Source organism: Kribbella sp. VKM Ac-2569 (genome assembly GCF_004216905.1).
Classification (GTDB): domain Bacteria; phylum Actinomycetota; class Actinomycetes; order Propionibacteriales; family Kribbellaceae; genus Kribbella.
The window spans coordinates 385,917-404,440 of record NZ_SGXJ01000004.1; the positions used below are offsets into that span (position 1 = coordinate 385,917).

General features: G+C 68.9%; 20 protein-coding genes. 10 read left to right on the forward strand and 10 right to left on the reverse strand.

The window, feature by feature from the left end; all coding sequences use genetic code 11:
* Positions 1-13: 13 nt before the first annotated feature.
* On the reverse strand, positions 14-991 hold the full coding sequence (locus EV649_RS28340; protein WP_198682742.1) for a zinc-binding dehydrogenase: 978 nt from the start codon (positions 989-991) through the stop codon (positions 14-16).
* A gap of 39 nt (positions 992-1,030) precedes the next feature.
* Between EV649_RS28340 and EV649_RS28345 the strand changes: the two genes are divergently transcribed.
* From EV649_RS28345 to EV649_RS28355, 3 genes are all read left to right on the forward strand, one after another.
* The gene (locus EV649_RS28345; protein WP_130386655.1) at positions 1,031-1,855 is read left to right on the forward strand and encodes a glycerophosphodiester phosphodiesterase family protein; all 825 of its coding nucleotides are present in this window, start codon (positions 1,031-1,033) and stop codon (positions 1,853-1,855) included.
* A 240-nt stretch (positions 1,856-2,095) separates the two neighbouring features.
* Positions 2,096-2,512 carry an ATP-binding protein gene (locus tag EV649_RS28350; RefSeq protein WP_130386656.1) on the forward strand — a complete coding sequence of 139 codons (417 nt, stop codon included), beginning with the start codon at positions 2,096-2,098 and terminating at the stop codon, positions 2,510-2,512.
* A gap of 43 nt (positions 2,513-2,555) precedes the next feature.
* Complete coding sequence (locus tag EV649_RS28355; RefSeq protein ID WP_130386657.1) at positions 2,556-3,527, forward strand: DUF5926 family protein; 972 nt, start codon at positions 2,556-2,558, stop codon at positions 3,525-3,527.
* A gap of 210 nt (positions 3,528-3,737) precedes the next feature.
* Here EV649_RS28355 and EV649_RS28360 read toward each other — a convergent pair whose 3' ends face one another.
* Both EV649_RS28360 and EV649_RS28365 read right to left on the reverse strand, forming a co-directional pair.
* A complete protein-coding gene (locus EV649_RS28360; RefSeq protein ID WP_130386658.1) occupies positions 3,738-4,952 on the reverse strand; it encodes an arginine deiminase in 1,215 nt (404 codons plus the stop codon).
* A 96-nt stretch (positions 4,953-5,048) separates the two neighbouring features.
* The gene (locus tag EV649_RS28365) at positions 5,049-5,639 is read right to left on the reverse strand and encodes a dihydrofolate reductase family protein (protein ID WP_130386659.1); all 591 of its coding nucleotides are present in this window, start codon (positions 5,637-5,639) and stop codon (positions 5,049-5,051) included.
* Between the two features lie 188 nt (positions 5,640-5,827).
* Between EV649_RS28365 and EV649_RS28370 the strand changes: the two genes are divergently transcribed.
* Positions 5,828-6,625, forward strand: coding sequence for a glycosyltransferase (locus tag EV649_RS28370; protein WP_130386660.1), 798 nt, complete (start codon positions 5,828-5,830; stop codon positions 6,623-6,625).
* Positions 6,615-8,156 (forward strand): DUF2029 domain-containing protein, encoded by a 1,542-nt coding sequence (locus EV649_RS28375; RefSeq protein ID WP_130386661.1) that lies wholly within the window; start codon positions 6,615-6,617, stop codon positions 8,154-8,156. The genes EV649_RS28370 and EV649_RS28375 overlap by 11 nt, the downstream gene beginning before the upstream one ends.
* Here the strand turns inward: EV649_RS28375 and larC are convergent.
* Together larC and larB are read right to left on the reverse strand one after the other, a co-directional pair.
* On the reverse strand, positions 8,153-9,415 hold the full coding sequence (gene larC, locus EV649_RS28380; protein ID WP_130386662.1) for a nickel pincer cofactor biosynthesis protein LarC: 1,263 nt from the start codon (positions 9,413-9,415) through the stop codon (positions 8,153-8,155). The two genes, EV649_RS28375 and larC, sit on opposite strands and share 4 nt — an antisense overlap.
* Complete coding sequence (gene larB / locus EV649_RS28385) at positions 9,415-10,131, reverse strand: nickel pincer cofactor biosynthesis protein LarB (protein WP_130386663.1); 717 nt, start codon at positions 10,129-10,131, stop codon at positions 9,415-9,417. The genes larC and larB overlap by 1 nt, the downstream gene beginning before the upstream one ends.
* A 113-nt stretch (positions 10,132-10,244) precedes the next feature.
* On the opposite strand from larB, the gene EV649_RS28390 reads away from it, so the two are divergent.
* A complete protein-coding gene (locus tag EV649_RS28390) occupies positions 10,245-10,724 on the forward strand; it encodes a DUF4446 family protein (protein WP_241998764.1) in 480 nt (159 codons plus the stop codon).
* Here the strand turns inward: EV649_RS28390 and EV649_RS28395 are convergent.
* Entirely contained in the window at positions 10,721-12,280 is a 1,560-nt protein-coding gene (locus EV649_RS28395) for a diacylglycerol kinase family protein (RefSeq protein WP_241998766.1), read from the reverse strand. The genes EV649_RS28390 and EV649_RS28395 overlap by 4 nt on opposite strands.
* Positions 12,281-12,407: 127 nt before the next feature.
* Between EV649_RS28395 and serS the strand changes: the two genes are divergently transcribed.
* Positions 12,408-13,682, forward strand: coding sequence for a serine--tRNA ligase (gene serS / locus EV649_RS28400; RefSeq protein WP_130386665.1), 1,275 nt, complete (start codon positions 12,408-12,410; stop codon positions 13,680-13,682).
* Positions 13,679-14,473 (forward strand): HAD family hydrolase, encoded by a 795-nt coding sequence (locus EV649_RS28405; RefSeq protein WP_130386666.1) that lies wholly within the window; start codon positions 13,679-13,681, stop codon positions 14,471-14,473. Before serS ends, EV649_RS28405 begins: the two co-directional genes overlap by 4 nt.
* Before the next feature lie 94 nt (positions 14,474-14,567).
* Here EV649_RS28405 and EV649_RS28410 read toward each other — a convergent pair whose 3' ends face one another.
* Positions 14,568-15,119: a WhiB family transcriptional regulator gene (locus EV649_RS28410; protein ID WP_130386667.1), complete on the reverse strand. Its 552-nt coding sequence runs from the start codon at positions 15,117-15,119 to the stop codon at positions 14,568-14,570.
* A 586-nt stretch (positions 15,120-15,705) separates the two neighbouring features.
* On the opposite strand from EV649_RS28410, the gene EV649_RS28415 reads away from it, so the two are divergent.
* On the forward strand, positions 15,706-16,515 hold the full coding sequence (locus EV649_RS28415) for an HAD family hydrolase (protein ID WP_130386668.1): 810 nt from the start codon (positions 15,706-15,708) through the stop codon (positions 16,513-16,515).
* A 4-nt stretch (positions 16,516-16,519) separates the two neighbouring features.
* Here EV649_RS28415 and EV649_RS28420 read toward each other — a convergent pair whose 3' ends face one another.
* Complete coding sequence (locus EV649_RS28420; RefSeq protein WP_130386669.1) at positions 16,520-17,131, reverse strand: bacterial proteasome activator family protein; 612 nt, start codon at positions 17,129-17,131, stop codon at positions 16,520-16,522.
* Between the two features lie 20 nt (positions 17,132-17,151).
* Entirely contained in the window at positions 17,152-17,682 is a 531-nt protein-coding gene (locus EV649_RS28425; protein WP_130386670.1) for a CGNR zinc finger domain-containing protein, read from the reverse strand.
* A gap of 25 nt (positions 17,683-17,707) precedes the next feature.
* Here EV649_RS28425 and EV649_RS41260 point away from each other — a divergent pair, with 25 nt between their 5' ends.
* A complete protein-coding gene (locus EV649_RS41260; RefSeq protein WP_198682743.1) occupies positions 17,708-17,866 on the forward strand; it encodes a hypothetical protein in 159 nt (52 codons plus the stop codon).
* 54 nt (positions 17,867-17,920) lie between these two features.
* On the opposite strand, the gene EV649_RS28430 is transcribed toward EV649_RS41260, so the two are convergent.
* Entirely contained in the window at positions 17,921-18,493 is a 573-nt protein-coding gene (locus EV649_RS28430) for a TetR/AcrR family transcriptional regulator (RefSeq protein ID WP_130386671.1), read from the reverse strand.
* Positions 18,494-18,524 lie beyond the last annotated feature (31 nt).

Here is an 18,524-nt window from a genome sequence, read left to right on the forward strand (position 1 = left end):
GGTGGCGGGACCCTCAACTCACTCGTACGACGAGCTTCCCGACCGCCTTGCCGTCCTGCATGATGCGGTGCGCCTCGCCGATCTCGTCCATCGTGAAGACGCGGTCGATCCGGATCGGGAGCTTGCCGGCCGCGACCAGGTCGACGTACCGCTGGAACGCGGCCGCGGGCAGGTCCGAGCTCTCGCCGCCGTACGCCGTCAGCCGGACACCGTTCGGGAGGTATCCGATCGGATAGAAGTCCGGAATCGTCCAGGAGTCGCTGAGCATTCCGGTGAAACACACCGTGCCGTGCACCGCGGTTGCCCGGAGCGTGTCCGGCAGGACATTCGTCCCGACCAGTTCGAGGGCCGCGTGAACGCCGCTCGGACGAATCTCGCGGACCTTCTGCGCAACGTTGCCGTCGTCAACGATCGGATGGTCGACACCGAGTTCCCGCAGTACGTCGACCCGCTGCGGATTGCGCGTCGTCGAGAAGACGGTCAGCCCGTGTTCCTTCGCCAGTACGGCGGCCGCCACTCCAACGGACGACGTACCGCCGCGGACCAGCAGCGCCTGCCCCGGCTCGATCCCGAGGCCGGTGTGGAGCGAGCCGTGCGCGGTCTGCAACATCTCCGGCAGCGCGCCAAGGGTCGCCCAGTCGAGGTCGGTGGTCACCGGGACCACCGACGACGCCGGTACGACGGTGTACTCGGCGTACCCGCCGTCGTACTCGCGGCCCATCCCGCCCATCATCGCGACCACCTGCTGCCCCGCCGTGAACTCGCCGCCCGGCGCCAGGTCGACCGTCCCCGCCGCCTCGATCCCGGGGATCACCGGGAACCGCGCGTTCGTCGCGAGCCCCGCGCGGAGGTGGTACTCCGACCGGTTCAGGCCGAACGCCTCCACCTTGATCCGCACCCATCCGTCCGGCGGCTCAGGCACCGTGACCCGCCGTACCCGAAGTTCTTCCGGCTCCACCGGCCCGTCCAGCACGATCGCCCGCATGTCCATGTCGGCAATCATCACCTGCCGTGTGAAAGAGTTTCTTCCATGGGGAAGCTCCCACGGGTGGTCGCGCACCGCGGTGCCAGCGACGTAAACCCCGAACACACGCTGGCGGCGTACCAACGAGCGATCGATGTCGGCGCGGACGGGCTGGAGTGCGACGTCCGGCTGACCGCCGACGGCCATCTGGTCTGCGTCCACGACCGCCGGATCGAGCGCACCTCGAACGGCCGTGGCGTGCTGTCCACGATGAGCCTCGACGAGCTGGAGAAGTACGACTGGGGCTCCTGGAAGCGCCCGTGGGCCGAGCTCGACGACGAGGCCGAACTGCCCGGTCTCGACGTCCGGAAGGTGCTCACGCTCGACACGCTGCTCGCGACCGTGCGGGACGCGGGCCGGCCGGTCGAGCTGGCGATCGAGACCAAGCACCCGACCAGGTACGCCGGGCTGGTCGAGCGGCGCCTGATCGAGGCCCTCGACCGCTTCGGCTGGGCGCATCCGAAGGTCGGAACGGAGTCGCCGGCCCGGGTGATGAGCTTCTCCTGGCTCTCCCTGCGCCGGATGCGTACGCTCGCGCCCGGCCTGCGCACCGTCCTGCTGATGGACCGCGTCCCGCTGCGCTTCCGGGACGGCTCGCTACCGACCGGTGTTTCGTACGCCGGACCAAGCCTGGAGATCGTCAGCGCACACCCTGAGTACGTCGATCGCGCGCACAAGCACGGACATCAGGTCCACGTTTGGACCGTGAACGCCGAGAACGACATCCGGCACTGCCACGAGATCGGCGTCGACGCCGTGATCAGCGACCGTCCCGACGTCGCGTTGCGGGTCCTCGCCGAAGGGTCGGAAGAGGTAGGACGCCGTACCTGACCTGCGGGTTTGTGACACGCCGGGACAAAATTGTGTGGCTTGTGTCACGCAGTCCGGATACGTAGCGAGGCGAATGCGGGCGGTTATTGCAACGTTCAATACCGTCGATTTCATCACGGTTTCCGAGTGTTTAGGCGTGATCTTCGCTCGTCTTTGTAACGGAATATCCGCGGGTGTTTTCCGGGCCGGGATCGTGGGGAGAAGTTCTGGTGGCTGAACCGATCATCGAGGAGACCCTGCTTGTCCTCTGCGACCCTGCCCGCCGACGTGAGCGTTGTGGACGTCGTACTGCCGCATGAAGTGTCCGCGGTAGCGGACGCCCGACGCCGTCTGGCCGCCTACCTGAAGCGCTACCGGGTCACCGAAGGCGCGCGTGAGGACGCGCAGTTGGTGCTCTCGGAGCTGCTCTCCAACGCGATCCGGTACGCGCCTCCGCTGCCGGCCGGTGAGGTGCGGGCCGCGTGGTGGATCGACCGGGCCGGGATCCATGTCGAGGTCACCGACGGACGCGGCGACACCGAGCCGCAGCGGATCACCGACCCGCATCCGGAGTCGGTCGGCGGCCGCGGCCTGGCCATCGTCGACGTCCTCACCTCCAGCTGGGACGTCCGCACCGCCGCCCGCCACCGCACGGTCCACGCGATCGTCCCGAGCTAGCGAGTTGGCCCTCACATACCCTCGGCTGTAAGACTGCGGGGTTATGGGAAAGAAGTCGCGGCAGCGCGCGAAGAACACGACGACGACCGTCACACTCGATCCGGCCGATCTGGTGGACGTCGGGCCGCGGGAACCCTGCCCGTGCGGTTCGGGCAAGCGATTCAAGCAGTGCCACGGCAAGGACCGGGCACAGGCCGCCGACACCTTCGTGGTGCGGCCGTTCGAGGGGCTGCCGTCGGAGTGCGACCTGATCGCGTTCCGCGAGATCGTCCCGTCCGGCACCGTGCAGGTCGAGCTCACCGGTGAGAACGCCGGCAAGGTGATCAACCTCGTCACCCTGCTGCCGATGGCGATGCCGGGCGTGGTGCGCGACGACGAGACGATCTGGATCGGCATGCAGACGCACGCCTCGTCCGGCGACCCGAGCCGCGACCTCGGCCACGCAATCACCACTGCGCTGCAGACCGACCCGGGCCACCCGGTCCAGGTCGGCGACCTGATGAAGGACGGCCCGCGGCTGCAGGACCTGATCGACACCAGCAGGCCGATCGAGATCAAGGTCCACGAAGGCTTCGAGTACTGGGTCGGCGAGAACGTCGAGGACCCGACCGGTGAGGTCGCGGCCGGCCTGGAGCGCGCGAACGCCGCGGCTGCTCCGACAGTCCGGCTGGAGTCGGTCGAGGCGGCGTACTGGACGCAGATCGGTGACCGCATCTACCTGCGCTGGGTCATGCCGCACACCGAGGACACGCTGCTCGACGCGCTCGCCCGGCTGCACGCCGCCGGTGGATCCGCGCTCATCGACGGCAGCCGCCTGATCGGCTCGTTCCGCGCCCTCGGCGTCCTCGCGCCGGTCTGGGAGCTGCCCGCCGGTACGGAGGCCGCCGACGTCGAGAAGCCGGCCGCCGACTTCGCCACCGCGCTGGAGAAGGCCCTCGCCACCGAGGCCCCGCTGAGCACCGAGGAGCGCGCCGCCCGCGCCGGCCTCGCCAGCCGCCAGCTCACCATCCGCTGAACAGCTGAACAGCAGAACGCCCGGCTGAATCATCAGCCGGGCGTTCTGTTCACTCAGAGTGGTCTAGGCCATGATCGTTAAAATCCGCCCAGAACGTGGACGGCCCAAGTCCTGCTGACGGGGGAGCAACAGGGCCTGGGCCTAGGCATGAAGAGTACTCAGGATGGTGGTCGGCCACAAGCCCCGATTTCACTCCGCGTGTCGTAGGGCTCACGTAGCCGTCGGTGCCCGCAGGACCGGGCACGACATGCACCGTGGCCCGCCCCGCCCGGAGCCGAGCTCGGAGCCGGAGATCCGGATGACCTCGATCCCGGACTCCTCCAGCCGCGCATTGGTCTCGACGGTCCGCTCGTACGCGATGCACACCCGCGGTGCCAGGGCCAGGGTGTTGTTCCCGTCGTCCCACTGCTCCCGCTCGGCCGTCACCGGGTCCAGGCCGGTGTCGATCCGCCGCAGCGTGTCGATGCCGAGCGCCTTCGCCGCCGCGACCAGGAACGGCTCGGGCTCCGCGACGTGCAGCTGGTCGCCGTCGGTCGTGACCGCGAGCGCCCGCATCTCCTCCGCCATGTTCGGGTACATCAGCACGGCGTCGGTGTCGACCATCGTGCAGACCGTGTCCAGGTGCATCGTCGCCCGCTGCTGAGCGATCGGTACGGCGAGAACGGTGTGCGCGAGCCCCTTCGTGAAGACCCGCCGCGCCAGCCGCTCCACACCGGCCGGCGTGGTCCGCTCCCCGACCCCGACCGCGAGTACGCCGGGACCGAGCGCGAGCACGTCCCCGCCCTCCACATGCTCCAACTGGTGGTCGTACACCTTGTCGGCGCCCGCGAACCGCGGGTGGAACGTGTAGATCAGCTCGGTCAGCTGCGTCTCGCGCATCCGGGCCGGCATCGCCAGCGAGGTGACGGCGACCGAATCCCGGATCCAGACGCTCGAGTCGCGGGTGAAGAGCAGGTTCGGCAGGGGGTCGATCAGGAAGTCCTCGTGCGCCAGCAGCGACGTGACCAACCCGCCTGCGTGCACCTCGTCGTTGCGTACGCCGGCCATCAGCGCCTCCGCCAGCGCAGCCGCATCCAGATCGCCGAGCGACGCCCGCAGGTAGTCGCGCAGGGTGTCGCCGAGGCGCAGGTCCTCGGTCGCGCCGGCGACCGCCTGGGCCCGGGCCTCGGGATTGTTGAGCGACTCCGTCAGCAGCTCGCCGAGGTACAGCACCTCGACGTCGCGGTCGCGGAGCGCCTGGGCGAACGCGTCGTGCTCGTCCTGCGCTCGGCCGACCCAGGGGATGCCGTCGAACAGCAACTTGTCGTTGTTGCGCGGGGTGAGCCGCCGGAGCTCGTTGCCCGGCCGGTGCAGCATCACCGTCCGCAGCGGACCGACCTCACTGTCGACGCCGTACGCCGTACTGCCCTGTCGCGTCTCGGTCATCCGTCCGCCCTTCGCTTGGCCGTGCCCACCACGCTACGACAACCTGACTAATGTGTCTGATTGTCCGACAATATGCGCGAGATGGCCAATCGGAGGTCAGGAGCGGACCCGGTCGTAGAGGAGGCACAGGGCGCCGGACTCGGTGGGGGTCGAGTCCGTGAGCTTCCACGACGTGGCCGGCAGGCCGTCCTCGAACAGCCGGGACCCGCCGCCGACCAGCTCGGGGTCGAGGGTGATGCTCAGCCGGTCGATCTCGTCGGCCGCCAGCAGCGCGCGGATCACGCTCGAGCTGGCCAGCACGATGATGTCGCCGCCGTCCTGGTCACGCAGCTGCTTGACGACGTCCGCGGGCTCGCCGTCGGCGATCCGGGAGTTCTGCCACGGCGCCTCGGTCAGCGTCGTCGAGAAGACCACCTTCTCGGTCTCGTTCAGCCAGCGGGAGAAGGCCCGGTCCTGCGGCGACGCGTTCTCGTCGTCGGCCACCGCCGGCCAGAAGCCGCCGAAGCCCTCGTAGTTCTTCCGGCCGAGCAGTGCCGTGGTGGCCGGCCCGGTCACCCGGATCATGTGGTCCCGAGCGCCCTCGGTGATCGCGTGCGGAACGATCCAGCTCATGTCGTAGTCGCCACCGGCGCCGTTCACCCGGCCGTCGAGCGAGAGCGAGATGTTGGCGGTCACAGTGCGGGTCATTTTCTTACCTCTTCCAGTCGGTTTTCCCTGACGCCGGAAATCCTGCCGCCGCTGCGACCCGGGAACATCTGCCACCTGGCCGATATCGATCCTGCCCTGGCCGACCCGTCGTACGAAAGGACGAGAAATCCGCGGGCAGCGGCTGCTGACGCGGTCGATCGGCTGGAGAGGAACTAGGCTGCGGTGCTGTGCCCGATGAAGACCATTCCCCCGAACCGTTCGAGCGTGCCGTCGCCTGCGTGATCCCGGCGAAGGACGAGGCCGACCGGATCGCGGCGACCGTCGACGCGGTGCACAAGATGGTCGGTGTCGACCTGGTCGTGGTCGTCGACGACGGCTCCACGGACGGTACGACGGAAGCGGCCGAGCGGGCCGGTGCGGTCGTCGTACGGCATGAGCGCAACCGCGGGAAGGCTGCCGCGATGGAGACCGGCGCGGCCGCTGTCGCGGAGCGGGACGGCGCCCGGCCGCGGCACCTGCTGTTCCTCGACGCCGACCTGACCGACACCGCCTCCGGAGCGGGTCCGCTGATCGAGCCGGTGCAGACCGGCCGCGCGGACATGACCATCGGGACGTTGCCGGCGCAGATCCGGGCCGACGGGTCGAAGGCCGGCGGCCACGGGTTCGTGGTCCGGCTGGCGCGGGCCGGGATCCAGGAGGCGACCGGCTGGGCGCCGGAGCAGCCGTTGTCCGGGCAGCGCTGCATCACCCGGGCCGCGTTCGATTCCGCCGTACCGCTGGCTGCCGGGTTCGGTGTCGAGACCGCGCTGACGATCGACCTGGGCCGGAAGGGTTTCCGGATCCTGGAGGTGCCGATCGAGGTCCGGCACCGCGCGACCGGGACGGATCTGCGGGGTCAGCTGCACCGCGCGAAGCAGTACCTGCACGTCCGGCGTGCGCTCGCCGCTCGCAGTGCGCTGCCCGCGGACGGTGGAGGGCCGTCGCTGCGCAGTCTGTTCCCGCGGAGACTGCGCAATGAGCACTGAGCTTGGCCTGAAGTACGGCCGCCGGGCTGTCGCTCTCTATCTGGCCTGTACGGCGCTGATCGTCGCCGTCGGCCTGCTCGGTCCGTCGGTGGTCGTGCTGACGCTGACGAACCGGCACGCGTGGCTCCCGTCGTACTGGTTCGACACCAAGCCGAACGACTGGCTCGTGTCGGTGATGATCTACGTCGCGATCGCACTCGGCGGGTACGGCGTTTTCCTTGCCACCAAGGCGTTGAAGCACGGCTGGGCGCCGCGTGTCGACCGATTGATTGCCTTGGGCATCGGTACGACGGCGGCGATCACGGTGGTGCCACCCATGGCATCGGGCGATGTGCTGATCTACGCGGCGTACGGGCGGATCATGGCGCTCGGCGGCGACCCGTACACGGCCTCGCCGGCGGACACCATCCGGCTCGGGTACGACCCGGTCATCACCGCGACCGAGCGACCGTGGCAGGGCGCGCGCAGCGTGTACGGGCCGATCGCGACCTGGATCCAGTGGCTGTCCTCGGTGATCGGTGGCAACTCCGCGCAGCTCACCGTGTGGATGCTGCAGTTGTCGGTCGCGATCAGCCTGGTCGTCACCGGGCTGCTGCTGGTCAAGCTGGTCGGCAAGGACCTACCGGCGAGGCGACGCGTGATCATGCTCAGCCTCGCGAACCCGCTGCTGCTGTGGTCGGTGCTGGCCGGTGCGCACAACGACGCGATCGCGGTGATGTTCGCGGTGATCGCGCTGGTGCTGTTCCGGCGGCACGTGTTCCTGGCCGGCATCCTGATCGGCGTCGCGGGCTGCACCAAGCTGTCGATCGGCCTGGTCGGCGTGGCGATGCTGTGGGCGCTACGTGCCGACCGTCGTAAGTGCCTGTACTTCTGCGGTGGCGGCGCGCTCGCGATGGGCGGGCTGTACGCGATCGTCGGGCTGCAGGCGTTCCAGCAGGCCCGCTCGCAGACGTCGTTCATCTCCACCGGTACGCCGCACAAGGTGCTGCTGAGCTTCTTCACCCTGTTCCTGCCGAACGGCCTGGTGCGGACCGTCCTGGCGATCCTCGCCTGGGTCGGCCTGATCGTGGTCGCGATCCTGCTGACGCAGGTGTTCCCGAAGTCGCTGGTGCCGCAAACGCATCCGGACGACCCGACACCGGCCGCGATCCGGTACACCGCGATCTACGCGATCGCGTGGGTGCTGACCGCGATGTACTCGCTCCCCTGGTACGACGTGATCGCCTGGGTCGCCCTCGCCGCGGTCGCCGCGTCCAAGGTCGACGGCCTGATGGTCGTCCGTACGACGATGCTCGCGATCGCGTACGTCCCCGGGCGAGATCCGCACGCACGCCAGGTCGCCGCGAGCCTGTCGGACTCCCTGGAGTTCTTCAGCGCGCGCCTCCGCGACACCCTCTGCCCGGCGATCGAGCTCGCCGTCCTGATCGGCCTGATCGTCTGGGCCCGCCGCAACGGCGCCCAGTGGTGGCCGTACGACTGGCCCCGCCGCAAACAGAAGTCCGTCCCGGAGAACGCTGCTGAGGCGCACTAACTCCAGAGGTCGTGGCCCGCTGCGATCGCCTTGGCGAGGACCGACTTCACGGGCTTCTTCAGGACGTTCGCGGCCGCGGCCACGTCGTCGTACTCCGGCTGCACGTTGATCACCTGACCGCCGTACCGCGCGATCTTCACGTGGATCGACTGGCCCTCGACGTCCACGGTGGCGAACTCGCGGTCCGCGGCGTGCTTCCGGATCCCGAACTCACGCAGACCGATCGCCGACGTCTCGGCCAGGATCACCGCCCGGACCGTCTCGGCGTTCGCACTGCCGACCAGGACCGACAGTGTGTGCGCCGGACGGCCCTTCTTCATCAGGATCGGGGTCAGCCACGCGTCGGCGGCACCGGCCTCCATCAGCCGGGCCAGGACCTGCGGCCAGATCCGCGGGTCGAGGTCGTCGACGTTGGTCTCGTACACGAGCTCAGTCGCCAATTCGTCGGCTGACGCACCGATCACCACGCGCAGGATGTTCGGCACCTCCACCGGGTCCCGGCCGCCCGCTCCGACGCCGGTCTGCTCGATCCGCATCGGCGGCAGCGGTCCGAACTCGTCCGCCAGGCTCGCCAGCAGGGCCGCGCCGGTCGGTGTCGTCATCTCGTACGGCGCTGGGCCGCCGGTGACCGGTGCTTCGGCCTCGGACACCAGATGGAGGACCGCGGGACCTGGGATCGGGATGCCACCGTGCTGACCGCGCACCTGACCGCCGCCGCCCAGCACGATCGTCGAAACCACGATGCGATCGAGATCGAGCGAGACCGACGCGGCGGCAACTCCGACGATGTCCGCGATCGCGTCCAGGGCGCCGACCTCATGGAAGTGCACGGTGTCCGGCTCCACCCCGTGAGCGGCAGCCTCCGCGCGGGCAAGACGCCCGAAGGTATCCAGCGCACGAGCCCGAACCGCGTCGTCGAGCCGCGCCTCCTCGAGCAACCGCCGAACCTCAGCCCAAGCCCGAGTAGGCCCATGCCCGGCTCCATCACTGTGCCCGTGCCCATGTCCGGCATCGTCGTGCCCGTGCCCGTGACCAGCGTCCGGGATGTTTTCCGGGTGGGGCTCGCCGTTGACCTCGACGCTGGCCTTGGTGGCGGCGATCTGGTGGCGAGCGGTTTGTGTGACGGTGACGGACAACGACGGGTCCACGGCAGCGACCGCCGCGTTCACCGCGTTCAGGTCAGCACCTGCCGAGAGGAACGCGCCCAGGAGCATGTCACCGGAGGCGCCGGCCGAGCAGTCGATCCAAGCGACTCTCATCACGCCTCCTTCGTCTCGCGAGGAGTCGACTGCCGCGCGACGCGTGCCGCGAACACTCCGGCCCCGAAGCCGTTGTCGATGTTCACAACCGTCACCCCAGGTGCGCACGAGTTCAGCATCCCGAGCAGCGCCGCCAGTCCACCGAACGAGGCGCCGTACCCGACCGACGTAGGCACCGCCACCAGCGGCACCCCGACCAGTCCGCCGACAACGCTCGGCAGCGCGCCCTCCATCCCCGCAACCACGATCAGGCAGTCAGCCCCGTCGAGCCGCTCCCGCACCCCGAGAATCCGGTGCAGCCCGGCGACGCCCACATCCGTGATGACATCCACCCCGGCCCCGAACACGCGAGCCGTCGTCGCCGCCTCAGCAGCCACCGGAGCGTCCGACGTACCAGCCGCCACGACGGCGACAGTTCCCCGCAGTGCCGGCGGTTCGCCGAGCACCGCCGTACGGCCGACCGGGTCCACCACCGCATCCGGCAGCGCCGCGGCCACGGCCGCCTGGGTCTCGTCCGTCAACCGGGTCGCCAGTACGGCGTGACCGGGGTGCGCGGCGTGCAGGGTCCGCAGCAGTTCCACGACCTGAGACGGCGTCTTGCCCGCGCCGTAGACAACTTCGGCGTCTCCCGTGCGTCCGAGCCGGTCGGTGTCGAGCCGTGCGTAGCCGAGGTCGTGGACGCCCGGTTGTGGGCCCTGATCAGGCAAATGTGTCACGCCGTGAATCTACGTTGCCCCGGCCCGAGGTACCGCATCCGTCCCCGGCCGCGCACGCTGTGCGATCACCTGAACACTCAGGCATAACACTCGATGCCTTAGGCTCTCGTGCTGTGTCTTCGACGTTAGCCGGTGCCTTCGGGGTCACCGCCCTCTTTGTGGCGGTGCTTGCCCTGGTGTTCGCGATCCAGGCCCTCCGGGCCCGGACGGTCTCGTCGAATCAGGTCCCGCCCGCCGCGCTCCCCGAGCCGGAGCCCCAACAGGCCCAGCCGGAAGCCAAACCCGGCACCGTGAAGTCAGAGCTGCGCAAGCTGGGCAAGGACCTCGAAATCACCCGCGGCGAACTCAAGGAAACCCTGCAGCACCTCGCCGTCGTCCGGTACGACGCCTTCGGCGAGACCGGCGGCAAGCTCTCCTGGTCGATGGCAATCCTCGACGACCACGGCGACGGCGTCATCCTCACCTCGATCAACAGCCGCGCCGACGCCCGCACCTACGCCAAAGAGATCAAGTCCTTCACCAGCGAATCCAAACTCTCCCCGGAAGAGGAAGAGGCCCTGGAAACGCTCCGCAAGGAGTCAGAGCAGCCCTAGCGGCGCTTGGGGACGCGGGCGGTGAGGGCTCCGGGTTCTATTTCGGTGGACAGGGAGCGGCCGGGGCCGATGGGGTCGCCGTCCAGTTGGCGTTGGACGTCTACGGCGGCGACGATCTCGACCTTGCGGCCGGTGAAGCGTTCCAGGTACATGTCGGCGCGGTTGGTGCGGGTCAGGAGCCGCCACACGACGATCGGCCACTGGGTCACGCGCCGCGGGGCGATCACGACGACATCCAGGAGACCGTCGTCGGGGCGGGCGTCGGGGAGCAGGGGGATGTTGGCCTGCAGCATGCCGACGTTGCCGATCACGACCGTCCGGACGCGGCGTTCGATGGTCTCGGCGTCGTCGATGGTGATCTGGACGCGGACCGACGGGTGGTTGATGTTCTTCGCCGCCGACACCAGGTACGCCGTCCAGCCGATCTGCTTCTTCAGGTGCGGCGGGGCGTCGGACATGATCGCGGCGTCCAGGCCGAGCCCGGCCATCACCGCGAACCGGTCGGTGTCGAGCTCGTCGCCGTGGACCCGGACCAGGTCGATCCGCCGGTCGCGTCCCTCGAGGATCCGCTCCAGCGCGTCGTCCAGGTCGAGCGGGATGTGCAGGTTGCGCGCCAGCAGGTTCCCGGTGCCGGCCGGGATCACGCCGACCGGGATCCCGGTGTGCGCGAGCGCCGAGCACACCACCCGGACCGTACCGTCGCCGCCCGCGACCAGCACCAGGTCGGACTCGTTCTCGATCGCCAGCTTCGCCATCGCGTTTCCGGCGTCGTCCACGCGGGTCTCCAGCCAGAGCGGATCGTCGTACCCGCGGACCGCGAGCGCCCGCGTCACCTTCCGCCGGAACGCCACGCCGTCGCCGACCTTGATCGGGTTCACGATGACCGCGGCCCGTGGCGGAGCCGCCGTACCGTCGTCGTCCGACGGGGTACGCCGACGGCGCCGCCGCAGCCCCGGCCGGAGGCCGAACCCGATCGACGTCGCGGTCAGGATCGCCAGCCCGAGCGCCCAGCCGCCGAGTACGTCGGACACGTAGTGGACGTTCAGCGCGATCCGGTCGGCCGAAGCGATCCACACCACCACGATCACCGGCACCAGCACCAGCAGCCGGAACCGCCGACGCCAGCCCCGCACCGACGGCAGGACGACGCCGAGCGCGCCGGCCATCACGAACGCGGCCGTCGCGTGACCGGACACGTACGAGAACCCGTCGTTCTCGACCAGCATCAGCGCCGGCCGCTCCCGCTCGAAGATCGCCTTGACCGCCTGCACCAGGCCCAGCTCGGCACCCGCGGAGGTGATCAGCCACACGGTCAGCAACCGGGCCCGGCGATGCCACAGGTACGCCGCGACGACCAGGATCACCGCCCGCGACGTCCAGGGCAGCACGACCGCCCCGACCACCTGCCAGAAGTCCACGACACTCTCGTGCGCAGCGCCGTACGACGCAGCTCGAGCGGCAACCGACTGATCCCAGCGGGCCAGCGGCGGCCACTGCCCGAACACGAGCACCGTGATCACCGTGAACGGCAGCGCACCCAGCACGACCGTGAGCACACGACCGATCGGACTGGGTGGGTGGTGGTTCATGGCCCGCTCAGATCCCCCTAGATGGTCACGTGTACCTAGACCATCATCCCGAATAGACTTCGCCGCTTCTGACACGCCCCGATACCCTCAGGGTGTGATTGACGCGAAACTGCTCCGTGAGACCCCTGATGTCGTGCGCGCCGCCCTGACCAAGCGCGGCGAGAGTACGGACCTGGTCGACCAGATCCTGGTCGCCGACGGGGAGCGTCGATCGTCCATCTCCGCCTTCGAGGCGCTCCGGGCCGAGCAGAAGTCGCTCGGCAAGCAGGTCGCCCAGGCCAAGGGTGACGAGCGCACCGCGCTGCTGGACCGGACCAAGACCCTGGCCGCCGAGGTGAAGGCCAACGAGGCCGCCGCGAACGACGCCGGCCGCCGCTTCGACGAGCTCGCCGCCGCCCTGCCGAACCTGGTGTCCGACGAGGCCCCGGTCGGCGGCGAGGACGACTACGTCGTGGTGGAGGAGGTCGGCAAGCCGCGCGACTTCGCCGCCGAGGGCTTCGAGCCCCGCGACCACCTGGCGCTGGGCGAACTGCTCGGCGCGATCGACATGGAACGCGGCGCGAAGATCAGCGGATCCCGGTTCTACTTCCTCAAGGGTGTCGGGATGCTGCTCCAGCTCGGCATGCTGCAGCTGGCCGTCCAGCAGGCGGTGGAGAACGGCTTCACCCCGATGATCACGCCGACGCTGGTCAAGCCCGAGGTGATGGGCGGCACCGGCTACCTGTCGGCGCACGACGACGTCTACCGGCTCGAGGACCCCGAGCTGTACCTGACCGGTACGTCGGAGGTCGCGCTGGCCGGCTACCACATGGACGAGATCCTCGACCTGTCGAACGGCCCGGTCCGGTACGCCGGCTGGTCGTCCTGCTACCGCAAGGAAGCAGGGTCGCACGGGAAGGACACCCGCGGGATCATCCGTGTCCACCAGTTCGACAAGGTCGAGATGTTCTCCTACTGCAGCCTGGAGGATGCGGCCGCGGAGCACCTGCGGCTGCTGGCCTGGGAGAAGGAGATGCTCGACAAGATGGAGCTGAGCTACCGGGTGATCGACACCGCGACCGGTGACCTGGGCGTCTCGGCGTACCGGAAGTTCGACTGCGAGGCGTGGGTGCCGACGCAGGGCCGGTACCGCGAGCTGACCTCGACGTCGAACTGCACGGACTTCCAGGCCCGCCGCCTGAACATCCGGCACCGGGACGCCGACGGCAAGACGCAGCCGGTCGCGACGCTGAACGGGACGCTGGCGACCACCCGCTGGATCGTCGCGATCCTCGAGACGCACCAGCTCGCCGACGGCTCGGTCCGGGTGCCGACCGCGCTGCAGCCGTACGTCGGCGGCCGCGAGGTTCTCGAACCGGTCGCCAAATGATCGAAGTACCGCGGCCGACGGCCGTTGCCCTGGACATCGATGGCACGCTGATCGACCACGACGAGGGGATGTCGCCCGCGGTCGTCGACGCCGTACGCCGTACCGCCGAGCAGGTGCCTGTGATCCTGGCGACCGGCCGGGCGTGGTCGACCACCAAGCCGGTGGCCGAGCGGCTCGGGCTGCGGTCCGGCGGATTCGTTGTCTGCAGCAACGGTGCGCGCACGCTGCGCTACCCGGACGGCGAGGTCGTCGACGAGCGGACCTTCGATCCGTCGACCGTGATCACCTCGGTGCGCAGGTACGCGCCGAACGCGCGGATGGCGGTCGAGGACCAGGACGGCAGCTACCTGGTCACCGCGCCGTTCCCGGACGGCGATCTCGGGGCGAACGCGCAGATCCGCGTGGTCGGCGACCACGAGCTCGCACCGCAACCCGTGACTCGGTTGATCATCCGGGACCCGGACCAGTCCGAGAGCGATTTCGTCCACCTGGCGGAACGCCTCGGCCTGCACGGGGTCAGCTACTTCGTGGGCTGGACCGCGTGGCTGGACATCGCGCCCGAGGGTGTGGACAAGTCGACCGGTCTGAAGGTCGCGCTCGCCCAGTACGACCTGGACCCGGCCGGCCTGCTCGCGATCGGTGACGGACGCAACGACATCGAGATGCTCACGTACGCCGGTCTCGGCATCGCCATGGACTCCGCCCCGGACGAGGTCAAGGTCGCCGCCGACGAGGTCACCAAGTCCGTCCAGGACGACGGCGTCGCCGCGGTACTGAACCGCTGGTTCTGAGGCAAGCGAAAGGCCCGGACTCCCTGTAATTACAGGGGGTCCGGGCCTTCGATCGATCAGTGTCCGATAGTCCGCTGGCGGGCCGAGTATCGGATCAGGCGACCCGGCTGCCCGTACGGCGTGGCTGGTGCTGCTGGTCGACCACGGTGTCGAACGCGTCCAGCACGGCGCCGACCTCGGGCCGCGGCCGCGGCGTCTTGGCTGCCGGGCTCTGGCCGCGACGGGCCCGCCGCAGGTGCCGCTTGACCGTCGACAGCGAGCAGCCCAGCCGCATGGCCAGGGACTCCAGGCTGTCGTTCGGGTACTGCGTGCGCAGCCGCAGAACTTCTTCGTGGCTGACCGGACGGCGGGTGCCCCGCGCGCCGGCAAGCTGGTCGAAGTCGTCCGCCTGCACCTCTACGTCGAGCAGGTTGCGGATCGAACGCCGTTGTACAGCAGTGGTTCCGGCGACGAAGCCGCTCACGTCGTGCTCGGCGACCGCGCTGTACAGGCAGTCGGTGAAGAGCGGGCACGACGCGCAGAGCGTCTTGGCCTCGCGGACAAGCTGCTCGTACCGCTCCCGAGTACGACGGGTGGCGGACGCCGGCGGCGGCTCCTCCATCAGCCGGTGCTGAAAGATGTCGGAACGAGCGATGCAGCCGGTCATTGCTCCCTCCCCGTTGGAACATGTGTCGACAGCCGCTCGGGAGCTACTGCCCCCCGGCCCCGCTAGATTGGCGCTGTTGACGATCATCAAGGCTCCCCAAGTATCAAGACCCGAATGAACGAACGGTGAACGTCGTTCGTCCGCACGGATCCGCTAGCTGATGGACCTGCGCAACTTGCCTGCCCACCGTGTCGTCCCGGGCGCGGGACGCACCGATCCATAACTGTTGACGTCGCTGCCGCGGTTTTGGTTGCAGCCAATTCCACAACAGTTCTTCGACGCTTCTGTGTGCTTCCGGAGGTGGGGCGGAATCAGTCGCGCTGATCCAGAACAGGCTTACGACGCGAACGAACAGCCCCCGGTTCCCCGCCAGACCACCGCATGAAATCACGCGCCAACGGGGTGGCGCAGGGGAACTCGCTGCCTTTGCAGCATCCTGCCGTAACGGTCTGATGACGTTGTCAAAAGCTCAATTAGATAAGTCAAAAAGACCTGAAACCAACGCCATACCGCTTGCGCCCGAGGCACTTGGAAGGGTAGTGCGCGACCGGCTCGTGCAACGGCACTGTGGCGATATCGTTACCCGGTGACGGCCCCGCGAAACCCCCGCCTGATAGCCACCGATCTCGACGGAACGCTCGTCCGCAGTGACGGCACCGTGTCCGACCGGACCCGTGCCGCGGTCCTCGCGGCGCAGCAGGCAGGAAGTGTTTTCGTGATGGTCACCGCCCGGCCACCTCGCTGGCTGCACGACCTGTCGTACCTGGTCGGCGAGCACGGTGTCGCGATTGTTGCCAACGGCTCCATTTTGTACGACGTCCTGCGCCGTAAGGCGATTCGGACCCGGTTGATCGACCCCGCGGTCGCACTCGAGGTGGCGCAGGCGATTCGCGCGGCGATTCCGGACGTGCAGTTCGCCATCGAGCGACCGGACCGCTACGGACAGGAACCGGTCTACCTGAATCGCTGGCCGAAACCGGACAATACCTTGATCGCCGCGGTGGAGGAACTGCTCGCGGAGCCGGCCGCGAAGCTGCTCGTCCGGCATCCGAGCATGCACTCCGACGAGCTGCTCGGGCTGGTGAATCCGTTGGTGGGCCAACGAGTGACGGCCAGTCACAGTGGAGGTCACGGTTTGGTGGAGATTTCGGCGAGCGGGGTCTCGAAGGCCACGATGCTGGCCGATTTCGCCGCTACACAAGGGATCTCGGCTGCTGAGACGATCGCGTTCGGTGACTCGGTCAACGATCTTCCGATGCTCGCCTGGGCCGGAACGTCGTACGGCGTCGCGAACGCACATCCCGAAGTCCTCGCAGTGGTGGACAAAATCGCCCCCGCAAACGACGAGGACGGCGTCGCCGCCGTCCTCGAGGAGTTCTTCCAGCCTTTGAAATAAGGCGTTACAAGTACATCCCGCCGCTGCCCGGGCCGTCGGTGTTACCGGCCTGCGGTGCACCAGGGAAGCCGGGGTGCTCTTCGCCGGGCAGTTGCTGACCGCCGGGCAGTGCGCGACGCATCTGCTCCAGCTGCTGACGCGCCGCCATCTGCTGCGCGAACAACGCCGTCTGAATGCCGTGGAACAAGCCTTCCAGCCAGCCCACCAGCTGCGCCTGCGCGATCCGCAGTTCGGCCTCGGTCGGCGTGCTGTCGTCGGTGAAGTCGAGGCTGAGACGCTCCAGCTCCTCGACCAGTTCCGGTGCGAGGCCGCTCTCGAGTTCCTTGATCGACGCCTCGTGGATTGCACGCAGCTGCGCTCGGGAGGCTTCGTCGAGCGGCGCCGACTTCACCTCTTCCAGCAGCTGCCGGATCATGTTCGCGACCCGCATCACCTTGGCCGGCTGTTCGACCAGCTCGGTCACCGAGCGCGGTTCCTCGTCGCGCTCGTCGTCGTTGTCGGAGCGCGGCGGTCCCTCGACGGCCATGCCGTCCGGCCCGACGATCAGCACCTTGCCGTCTTCGGTGCGCGCCCCGGCCATCGGAACTTCCTGGCCCTCGCTGCTGCTCTCGCTCATCTGCCCATCCTAGGCCGGGGTCATGAGGCGCGGGCACGGTGGCGGCGTACGGCGTCCCGGTTGGCGCAGGCCGGGCTGCAATAGCGCTGGCGTCCGGTGCGGGAGAGGTCGGCGTACACGTTGTCGCAGCCTTCGGTGGCGCAGCGGCCGAGCCGGGTGATGCCACGGCCGGCCAGGTGCAACGCCGTACCGGTGCTGATCAGTGTCGCGACCAGCCGCCCGACGGGCACGTTGTCCGGGCGGTAGTGCATGTGCCAGCCGTCGCCAGCGTGGTTGGTGAGCCGCGGATGCTCGGTGTACTTCGCGAGCATCGCGTTCACCAGGTCGACCCGCGCCTGATCGTCCGGTGCGTCCACCACCAGCAGCCACTCGTCGAGCGCCGTACGTACGGCGGCCAGATCCGCGGCGGTGACGTGCCGCTCGCGCACCAGGCGGCTCTCGACGCCGCTCTCCTCGCACCGCTCGGCCAGCTCGTCCGGTGTATTCGCCGGGCGGGTCACCAGATTCACCGCGAGCAGGACCGCGTCCGCGCCGTAAGGGTTGAGATGCATAATGCCATTACATCACGATGGATCCATGACCGACCTCCACCGCCATCGCTGGTCCCCGATCTCGAGCCACCACGTCAGCGAGGGGCTGGTCGTGTACCAGCGGTGTGCTTGTGGTCAATGGCGCATCACAAGCACACCGCCGTACCCCGTCGCCTACCCGGAGGTCGCCGCGACCGGCCGGTGAGAGCGACTGTTGTGGCTGGCAACCGTGTGTGTGGTTGCCAAGGGCAAGAAATTGTCAGTCCTCGTGGGTCAGGCGGCGGACGAGGCGGGCGGTGATCGCCTGCACGTCGTACGGGCGTCCGGTGCCAGGGGTCAGCTGGTCGAGGACCAGGCCGTCGATGGCGAAATGCAGCAGGCGGATCTCCTCGGCGCCGCCTGGCAGTCCGGCATTCGCGTTGAAGGCGACATCAGCGTCGAAGCCCTGCCGGAGCGTGCGCGACAGGATCTCGTGCAGGCCGGGGCGGCGGGCCGCTTCGAGGCGGAGTTCGAGCAGGGCGAGCGTGAGTTCCGGGCGGCCGAGCAGGCGCTCGACGATGTAGTGGACGTAGTCCGTCATCAGTTCGAGGCCCGGCTCCCGAGTGGCGAGCGGCTCGAGGACGGCCTCGTCCGGGGCGAGGCGCTCGAAGATCCGCTCGCCGAGCGCGCCGAGGAGCGCGTCACGGGTCTTGAAGTAGTTGGACGCCGTGCCGGCCGGGAGCCCGGCGGCGGCGTCGACGGCTCGGTGCGTCAGGCCGCGGGCGCCGGCCTCCGCGAGCACGGCGAGGCCGGCGTCGGCCAGTTGGGTACGGCGTTCCGGATTCCGGGGCATGTTGACAAGGCTAGCAGAGTTCCACTACAAC